The 8711-nt window shown below is 43.7% G+C and carries 9 protein-coding genes; all 9 read left to right on the top strand.

The window, feature by feature from the left end:
• Window positions 1–60: 60 nt before the first annotated feature.
• Window positions 61–1893 (top strand): motility associated factor glycosyltransferase family protein, encoded by a 1833-nt coding sequence (locus tag BUB67_RS11880; RefSeq protein ID WP_073239641.1) that lies wholly within the window; start codon window positions 61–63, stop codon window positions 1891–1893.
• Between the two features lie 12 nt (window positions 1894–1905).
• Window positions 1906–2193 carry a hypothetical protein gene (locus BUB67_RS11885; protein WP_143157074.1) on the top strand — a complete coding sequence of 96 codons (288 nt, stop codon included), beginning with the start codon at window positions 1906–1908 and terminating at the stop codon, window positions 2191–2193.
• A 66-nt stretch (window positions 2194–2259) separates the two neighbouring features.
• A complete protein-coding gene (locus tag BUB67_RS11890) occupies window positions 2260–3264 on the top strand; it encodes an NAD-dependent 4,6-dehydratase LegB (RefSeq protein ID WP_073239652.1) in 1005 nt (334 codons plus the stop codon).
• A gap of 14 nt (window positions 3265–3278) precedes the next feature.
• Window positions 3279–4442 (top strand): LegC family aminotransferase, encoded by a 1164-nt coding sequence (locus BUB67_RS11895; RefSeq protein ID WP_073239643.1) that lies wholly within the window; start codon window positions 3279–3281, stop codon window positions 4440–4442.
• Window positions 4443–4464: 22 nt separating this feature from the next.
• Window positions 4465–5703 carry a UDP-N-acetylglucosamine 2-epimerase gene (gene neuC / locus BUB67_RS11900; protein WP_238457040.1) on the top strand — a complete coding sequence of 413 codons (1239 nt, stop codon included), beginning with the start codon at window positions 4465–4467 and terminating at the stop codon, window positions 5701–5703.
• Window position 5704: 1 nt separating this feature from the next.
• On the top strand, window positions 5705–6784 hold the full coding sequence (neuB, locus tag BUB67_RS11905) for an N-acetylneuraminate synthase (protein ID WP_238457041.1): 1080 nt from the start codon (window positions 5705–5707) through the stop codon (window positions 6782–6784).
• A complete protein-coding gene (locus tag BUB67_RS11910; RefSeq protein WP_073239646.1) occupies window positions 6781–7416 on the top strand; it encodes an acetyltransferase in 636 nt (211 codons plus the stop codon). The genes neuB and BUB67_RS11910 overlap by 4 nt, the downstream gene beginning before the upstream one ends.
• Entirely contained in the window at window positions 7413–8486 is a 1074-nt protein-coding gene (locus BUB67_RS11915) for a nucleotidyltransferase family protein (RefSeq protein WP_073239647.1), read from the top strand. Before BUB67_RS11910 ends, BUB67_RS11915 begins: the two co-directional genes overlap by 4 nt.
• The gene (locus BUB67_RS11920; protein ID WP_084127723.1) at window positions 8476–8622 is read left to right on the top strand and encodes a cytidylyltransferase domain-containing protein; all 147 of its coding nucleotides are present in this window, start codon (window positions 8476–8478) and stop codon (window positions 8620–8622) included. Before BUB67_RS11915 ends, BUB67_RS11920 begins: the two co-directional genes overlap by 11 nt.
• The last annotated feature ends 89 nt before the right edge of the window (window positions 8623–8711 follow it).

Genomic DNA, 8711 nt, shown 5'->3' on the forward strand with positions numbered 1-8711 from the left:
AGCCAGCCCAAAAGGCTGGCTCTTTTAAAATAAAGACTTTTTTGTTACAGGGGAGCTAACATGGACAAAAAGATATTTAACCAAAATCTTCAGTGGCTAAAGAAGCATAACCATGCATTATTTCAAAAAATAAGAAAAACAAAACCTCTAAGCACATTATTAACTTTAAATAAACAAGGGCTTCCCAATCTGATAAAAAAATATAATGGCAAAGACTACCCAATTTATAGTGATTATAACATTGGCAGGCAATGCTCGCTCTGGTTGGATAATTTGCCAAAGGCCACTGGTAAACAAATTATAGTTATTTATGGAATGGGTTTGGGTTATGAATTGCTGGAACTGTTAAACAGTGAGGTTTTTTATTCTTTGCTTATTATCGAGCCAGATGAAGAGATATTTTACTATAATTTGCATTTTTTTGACCTTTCTTGTTTAGAGAAACATAATGTTTATTTTATTCAAGATAATCGTCCAGAGGAGATTTCTCGCTTTATTTCCGAGGTGATTAAGCAGCAAAAAAGTGTGAAGTTTTTCTTCTCCCCCCTGCCCGGTTATGACTACCTGTTCCGAGGACATATTGAGCAAATTCAGTTGGCAATAAAGGAAAAAATAAATGCTCTGTTGGTATCTATTAATACTGTTAGAAGTCATGATAAGCAGTGGGTTCAAAATTATATATTAAACTTAAAACAACTTTTTAATTGTGTACCTGTTGAAAGATTTGGCAGTATTTTTAATAATGTTCCTGCTGTTATGGTGGGAGCTGGCCCTTCCTTAGAAAATGACCTGCCAATTTTAAAGGAATTATATGATAAGGCATTAATAGTTCCGGTTGGCAGTGCTTTCTCTGTTTTAGAAAATAACGGGATTAAAGGGCATGCGGTTGGTGCCATTGATGGCAGTTTTGCAGAAGCCAGATTATTTGAAAAAAACGAATATAACCAGGACATAGCCTTGTTTTTTAGTTTTATGGTAAATTATAAAGTGTTACCCATGTTTAAAAGAGAAAAATTTTTCTTTGCGCTGCATAGTTTTGATCAATACGTATACAGCCAACTGGCTCAAGAATGCGTGAAAATTGCCTCCGGGGCCTCGGTGTCCATATCTGTGTTGGATTTACTAGCAAAAATGGGTTGTAACCCCATTATCTTGGTTGGTCAAGATTTATGCTACTCTAAGAATCAAACTTACGCCAAGGGGGCCACTTATTTTGAAGAAACCAGGCCGGAATTTTTAAAAGGAAAGGGTTACATAGAAACTAAAAATAAACATGGAGAACTGGTTTACACCACCAGATCCATGCTAGCCATGAGGTCTGCCACCGAAGCATTAATTAAAATATATCCTGAAACAACTTTCATAAATTGTACCCAATATGGTTTACCCATAGCAGGCGCTTATAATGCTTGCCTGGAAGATATTAAAAAAGAGAAATTAAACCGTTGTTATGAAATAAGTCAAAGATTTAGGCAAATCTATCAAAACCATAAACATATTGTATTACCGGAGCAAGTCTTAAATATTATTAACCAGATAGAAGCACAGGCAACAAAAATAAAAGAATATTGCGCTAAGATTATAACAACCATTGAAGAGGTATTTAATCACACCAAGGACAATAGGTTTAAGATAAAAAAATTAACTATTGTTAAACAGTTAGAGAAAAAGTTAGATCAACTTCTGTTTTATAATCAGGTGATAAAGCAAGAAGTATCGCTATATAATTTTTTATTTAATAATCTTAGTGAACATGCTGCTCAATTACAGGAAATAGATTTACCTTTGGAAGCGAAGAAAAGATACTATTCTAAAATATATGAGCTTTGCTTAATAGTATTAAATGCTATACAATATGGCGACGCAGAATTGCAGTCTCTTAATAACATGTAAAGGATTGATGATATGTCAGCTAACAAGGGGTTAAATAATTGTTTGTGTTTAATTAAAGATTATTGCACCCTTGCTTGGCGTTATTTACTTACCGGGGAAGAAAAGAAAGCTATGGACCTGGTTTTAAAAATTATTGAAATGATTGAAGAAATTATGAATATACAAAGTGAAGATATTTCTGTCTATAATTTAAAAATAAAAATAGCTAATCTTCTTCCAAGATTATTAAAAGCTATGGAAGAAAAAAACGGTATAGTGCTTGCAGATATATTAGAGTATGAGTTAAAAAATATTATCTAAGTATAAGATAAATGCAAATGAATACCAGCATAGTCCTGAAAGTCGAAAATAGAGGTGTAAACTTTGATTAATAAAAAAATACTGGTAACAGGAGCCGACGGTTTCATAGGTTCCCACTTAGTGGAAGAACTGGTGCGCCGGGGTCACCAGGTGAGGGCCTTTGTTTTATATAATTCTTTTAATTCCTGGGGATGGTTGGACGGAGTTCCGGTAGATATAAAAGATAATATTGAAATTTTTGCCGGTGATATCCGGGATCCGTACGGTGTTAAAAAGGCCTTACAGGGTTGCCAAGTTGTACTTCACCTGGCAGCCTTGATTGCCATCCCTTATTCCTACCATTCGCCGGACACCTATGTGGATACCAACATAAGAGGTACGCTCAATCTTTTGCAGGCCGCCCGGGAGGTGGGCGTGGAAAAGTTTATCCAAACTTCCACCAGCGAGGTTTACGGCACGGCCCGTTTTGTGCCCATTAATGAAGAGCATCCTTTGCAGGCTCAGTCCCCCTATGCGGCTACCAAAATAGCTGCGGATCAGCTGGCTTTATCTTTTTACCTATCTTTTGGTCTGCCCGTAACCGTTGTGCGCCCTTTCAACACCTATGGCCCTCGTCAATCTGCCCGGGCCGTCATTCCCACTATTATTACACAGCTGGCAGGCGGGCAGCGGCGGCTGAAACTGGGTGCTTTACACCCCACGCGGGATTTTAATTACATTAAAGATACAGTAAACGGTTTTATCGCCACCCTGACAGCCGAAAACTGCGCTGGTGAAGTGATTAATATCGGTAGCGGTTATGAAATATCTATTGGTGATACGGCCCGGCTGATTGCTGAGTTGATGGGGGTGGACGATCTTGAAATCGTTACCGATGAAATTCGTTTGCGCCCAGCCGCCAGCGAAGTGGAGCGCTTGTGCGCCGACAACGGTAAAGCCTGCCGTTTGCTGGACTGGCAGCCCCGGTATGCCGGGCGGGAGGGACTGGCTAGGGGCCTTGGGGAAACCATTTGCTGGTTTACCAACCCGGCCAACTTGTCCCGCTACAAGGCGGAATTGTATAATATTTAAAGGTCTGGTGGAGTATGGACAGCAATAGCTTGGTGGAACAAATAATAAACGCCATCAAATCGGTTTTACCTGCGGCAGAACAGATAGCCCTGCACGAACCTTGCTTTGTCGGCAACGAATGGGCCTATGTAAAGGACTGCCTGGACAGCGGCTGGGTTTCCTCGGTTGGCGGTTATGTTACGCGCTTTGAACAAATGCTTGCCGAGTACACCGGCGCCGGCTATGCAGTAGTCACTGTTAATGGCACGGCCGCCCTGCACATCTGCCTTCAGCTGGCCGGTGTACAACCGGGCGATGAAGTGCTTATGCCTGCCCTCACCTTTGTTGCCACGGCCAATGCCGTGTGTTACTGTGGTGCCCAGCCCCACTTTGTGGACAACGCTCCCGACACCCTGGGGGTGGATCCGGTAAAACTGGGCGACTACCTGCAGGAGATTGCCCAACTGAAAGATAGCTGCTGTTACAACCGCCTGACCGGGCGGCGTATAGCCGTTCTTTTGCCCGTGCATACCTTTGGCCATCCGGTGGATCTGGACCCTTTACAGGAGCTGTGCCAACACTACCATCTGGTGCTGGTGGAAGATGCTGCCGAAGCCCTTGGTTCGCTGTACAAAGGCCGCCATGTGGGTACCTTTGGTCTTTTGTCCGCTTTGAGTTTCAACGGCAATAAAATCATCACTACTGGTGGAGGTGGTGCCATACTGACCAATGATCCTGAACTGGCCCGTTTGGCCAAGCATCTCACTACTACGGCCAAGTTACCCCATGCCTGGAAATTTTACCATGACAGGCTGGGCTATAACTACCGCCTGCCCAACATTAACGCAGCATTAGGCTGTGCTCAACTAGAAAAACTGCCCGAGTTTTTGGCTAAGAAACGAGCCTTGGCGGAAAAATACCAGGCTGCCTTGGCCGGCGTGCCGGGAGTCAGCTTTTTCACCGAACCACCCTTTGCCCGCAGCAACTACTGGCTGAATGCCCTGCTTTTGGACGAAGAATGGGCCAGTTTGCGCGATACCCTGTTGGCTGAGACCCACCGGCTGGGCATACAGACACGCCCGGTATGGCGGCTAATGCCGGAGTTGCCCATGTATGAGGGGTGTCCTCAGAGGCAATTAATTGTGGCCAAAAGTTTGCAGCGCCGGATAATTAATTTACCTTCCAGTTCTCATCTGTAATGAAGCATTTTTACTATATACCTTGCAATTACTAGTTTATTGTCCACAACAAAATATTGGCAAAGAAAAACCAACAACAACAAGCGGTGATAAAATGTCTAGGCGCAAAATATGTGTATTAACCGGGACTAGGGCCGAATACGGCCTGTTGTACTGGTTGATGAAAGAAATACAGAATGACCCAGAATTAGAATTGCAAATTATAGCTACCGGCATGCATCTTTCTCCTGAATTTGGTTTGACATATAAAGTAATAGAAGAAGACGGTTTTGTCATTAATGAAAAAATTGAAATGCTGCTTTCCAGTGATACGCCGGTGGGCATTGCTAAGTCCATTGGACTTGCCACAATTGGTTTTGCTGATGCTTTGGAAAGGTTAAAGCCTGATATTCTTGTTCTGCTGGGTGACCGATTTGAAATTTTGGCCGCCGCTCAGGCTGCCCTAGTGGCCAGGATACCCGTGGCGCATATAGCAGGAGGAGATATCACAGAGGGCGCTTTTGATGATGCTATAAGACATTGTGTAACTAAGATGGCTCACCTGCATTTTGTTACCAATGAGCTGGCTGCTCGTCGTGTAAGGCAATTGGGAGAGGATGTTACTAACATATTCAATATTGGTAGCCCGGCTATAGACAATATAAAACGATTATCACTGCTTAATAAGGAGCAGTTAGAGAAAAAATTAGGATTTAAATTAAGAAGTAAAAACTTGCTTATTACTTTTCACCCTGTGACCCTAGATAACATTCCTTCTGAATACCAGCTGTCAGAGTTGTTACGTGCACTTGGGGAAATATCAACAGAATTATCTGATGATATTGGTTTGGTCTTTACTTCATCCAATGCTGATCCCTCTGGTAGAGGATTGAACAGTTTGATAGGCAAATTCGTAAATGAACACAGTAATGCGGTTTTTCATACATCTTTAGGACAGTTAGTTTATTTGAGTACTATTGCCCATGTCGATGCTGTTGTTGGCAATTCTTCCAGTGGCATTTATGAAGTACCTTCGTTTAAAAAACCTACAGTTAATATAGGTGATAGACAAAAAGGACGATTATTAGCTGCTTCAGTGATTAACTGTCAACCAAAAGCCGAGGAGATAAAACAAGCTGTATTCAAGGCTCTTGTTTTAGATTGTTCTCATGTAGTTAATCCTTATGGTAAGGGTGACAGTTCTTGGAGAATAGTAAATATATTAAAGAGCATTCATAACTACAATTCATTGTTAAAGAAACGATTTTATGAGGTGTTTTAGCTTGTTTAGTCAGAAAACTTTTATTATTGCCGAAGCTGGTGTAAATCACAATGGTTCTTTGGAGTTGGCCAAACAGCTGGTGGATGTGGCCGTGCAGGCCGGGGCTGATGCGGTGAAGTTTCAAACCTTCCGGGCGGAAAAGGTGGTTAGCAGTTCGGCACCAAAAGCGGCATATCAGTGTCGTACAACGGAGGAAAATGAGTCTCAGTTGGAAATGCTGCGTAAGTTAGAGCTTTCCGAGGATCAGCATTCTGAGTTGATAACCTACTGCCAGCAGAAGGGCATCCAGTTTCTCTCTACTCCCTTTGATGAGATCAGTGTTGATTTGCTGGTCAGGAAATTTGACTTGCCTTTAATCAAAATACCCTCGGGAGAAATAACCAACGGTCCTTTTTTGTTATTCATAGCCCGCACGGGTAAACCGGTGATTTTATCCACCGGCATGAGCACTCTGGGTGAGGTGGAAACTGCTCTGGGCGTGTTGGCCTTTGGTTATACCCAGCCCCATACCAAGCCTTCTCTGGCTGCTTTTCAGGCAGCATACGCTTCGGCAGAAGGGCAGCAGGCTTTGCGCCAAAAGGTTACCCTCTTGCATTGTACCACCGAGTATCCAGCACCTTTTGAAGATGTTAATCTAAGTGCCATGGATACCTTACGCGCTGCCTTTGGCTTGTCGGTGGGCTATTCCGACCACACACCCGGTATTGCAGTGCCCATAGCGGCCGTGGCCCGCGGGGCGGTGGTAATTGAAAAGCATTTTACCCTGGATCGCCATCTGCCTGGTCCAGACCACCGGGCCTCCCTGGAACCGGTGGAGCTAAAACAGATGGTTGAGGCCATTCGGCAGGTGGAACAGGCCTTGGGCAGTGGACTAAAAATTCCTGCTGCATCAGAAAAAAAAAAGAATACCCTCGTGGTGCGGCGCAGCCTGGTGGCTGCCTGCCCGATTAAAAAAGGGGAGCAGTTTACTAGAGAAAATATTGCCGCCAAGCGTCCGGGTGATGGTTGTTCTCCTATGCTGTTCTGGGATTATATTGGAAAGTGGGCTGTTAAAGATTATCTGCCCGATGAACAAATATGAGTAATAAAAAGCCAGTGATATTAGTAGGTGGCGGTGGGCATGCCAAAGTCCTCCTTGACATATTAATGTTCTGTGATATACCGGTTATTGGCGTTACTGAAAAGGATAGGGCTATAGGCTTAATTAATGTGCCAGTAATTGGAGATGATGATGTTATATTGAATTATTCACCAGACGAGATACTGTTGGTGAATGGTTTAGGTTTAGCAGGTTCTAGGGAAAAAAGAGAACAAGTATACAGATTGTTTAAGAAGAAAGGTTATCAATTCAAAACATTGATTCATCCTTCTGCTATATTATCTCCCCAGATACGTTTGGGGGAAGGAGTGCAGATAATGGCGGGTGCTGTGGTTCAGGTGGGGTGCCTTATTGGCGATAATACTGTTATTAACACTCGAGCTTCTGTTGATCATGATTGTGTTATTGGTAATAACGTACATATTGCGCCGGGAGCAATTTTGGCCGGCGGTGTAAAGATAGGTGATAGTGCATTTGTAGGTGCTGGCGCTACGGTTATTCAGGGAATTTCTATAGGTAGCAACAGCATGGTGGCAGCGGGAGCGGTTGTTGTGCATGATGTGCCAAATAACGTTACGGTGATGGGAGTGCCGGCAAAGGTGGTGCATAAATGAGAAGCTGGAAAGATGTTTTAGTTTCACCCTGTGCGTCCATATTAAACACCATCAAAGTTATCGACTCCGCCGCCCTGCAAATAGCCCTTGTGGTGGATGATGCTGGGCGGCTGCTGGGTACAGTGACCGACGGCGATATCCGCCGGGCCATTTTGCGCGGCCTCTCACTGGACGAACCGGTATCCAGAGTTATGAATTCGTCTCCCACGGTGGCCAGGGTAAATGAGGACCGTCAGGAAATCCTGGCTGTGATGAAGGCCAGGAATCTGCGCCACATACCAGTGCTGGACGAAACCGGGCGTGTGGTGGGTATAGAAATTTTGGAGGAACTGCTCAAAGGAGGGCGTAAGGAGAATCTGGTGGTGTTGATGGCTGGCGGCCTAGGCAGTCGGCTACGCCCTCTCACCCAGGACTGTCCCAAGCCGCTGCTCAAGGTGGGTAGCCGACCCATTTTAGAGACTATTTTGCATAATTTTATTGAATACGGCTTTGAGCGGTTTTATATTTCAGTTAACTATAAAGCGGACATGATCAAGCAATATTTTGGTAATGGCAACCGCTGGAATGTACAGATTAAATACATAGAAGAAAAGGAGCGTTTGGGAACGGCCGGGTCATTGAGCCTCTTGCCAGAAAAAACCGAACATCCTTTGCTGATAATGAACGGTGATTTACTCACTCGGGTAAATTTTGACCAGCTTTTGAGCTTTCATATTGATAACCAGGTGCAGGCTACCATGTGTGTGCGGGAGTTTGACTTGCAGGTGCCGTTTGGTGTGGTCAAGATAGATGGGCACCGTCTTTTGGGTATTGATGAAAAACCAGTGCAACATTTTTTTGTCAATGCCGGTATTTATGTTCTGCAGCCTGATGTTTTGGAATTGCTGCCACGCGGCATGTATTATGACATGCCCGATTTGCTTGCACGCATTGTGGAACAGGGGAAGGAAACGGCCGTTTTTCCGGTGCGGGAATACTGGTTGGATATTGGACGCCTGAGCGATTATGAGCAGGCCAATGGTGAATATGAGGAGATTTTTGGGGCAAAGGGGAATGTTAATGTACCGTGATAGGACTTTTTTAGCTATTATTCCCGCCCGCGGTGGTTCTAAAGGGATACCACGCAAAAACTTGCGACTGTTAGCGGGCAAACCGCTTTTAGCCTGGACAGTGGAAGAAGCAAAAAAATCGCAGTATATTGTGTGAATTTGCAAATTAAAAGGGTACCCGTTTTTCACAAATAACCAGCATAGAATGTCGTAATATCATGATAATTTTGCACATAAATCTGATAT

This window comes from Desulforamulus putei DSM 12395, from assembly GCF_900129195.1.
In the GTDB taxonomy this organism is placed as follows: domain Bacteria; phylum Bacillota; class Desulfotomaculia; order Desulfotomaculales; family Desulfotomaculaceae; genus Desulfotomaculum; species Desulfotomaculum putei.